Source organism: Novosphingobium lindaniclasticum LE124, from assembly GCF_000445125.1.
GTDB classification, from domain to species: domain Bacteria; phylum Pseudomonadota; class Alphaproteobacteria; order Sphingomonadales; family Sphingomonadaceae; genus Novosphingobium; species Novosphingobium lindaniclasticum.
Genome location: NZ_ATHL01000016.1, coordinates 1 through 545 on the forward strand (window position 1 = coordinate 1; position 545 = coordinate 545).

Sequence of the window (545 nt, forward strand, 5' to 3'; positions counted from 1 at the left end):
GCACTGGCCTGGTCCGCGTTCGCTCGCCACTACTAACGGAATCTCGGTTGATGTCTTTTCCTCCGGGTACTTAGATGTTTCAGTTCCCCGGGTTCGCTTCACCAAGTCTATGTATTCAACTCGGTGATACCTTATCCACCTCACTCAACTCATGGCGAACCATGCTCTGAGAGAAATGGTGAAGGTGGGTTTCCCCATTCGGAAATCGTCGGATCAAAGCTTGCTCACAGCTCCCCGACGCTTATCGCAGCGTGCCACGTCCTTCTTCGCCTGTACATGCCAAGGCATCCACCAAATGCTCTTACCTCACGCTTGAGAATCCACACCATCAATGACAGCCCTGCATAGAGACTGCCCATGAACGCCACTAAAGACGCTTAGGTGCGGACGATTTATCTCAGCCAGATATATAATGACACGTCGTATGTATCTGCCTTCCCAAACACCTACGTCAGGTGCCCGTCCGGCAAATACGACGCGCCACGGCATCGATTAAAAAACCCATTCACAATGTCAAAGATCTGCGGGCAAATCCCGCTAACCGA

At 51.7% G+C, this 545-nt stretch carries 1 rRNA gene; it reads right to left on the reverse strand.

The features are described from left to right. Positions 1-315: ribosomal RNA gene (locus L284_RS26840) — 23S ribosomal RNA — on the reverse strand; the annotation flags it as partial. Between the last annotated feature and the right edge of the window lie 230 nt (positions 316-545).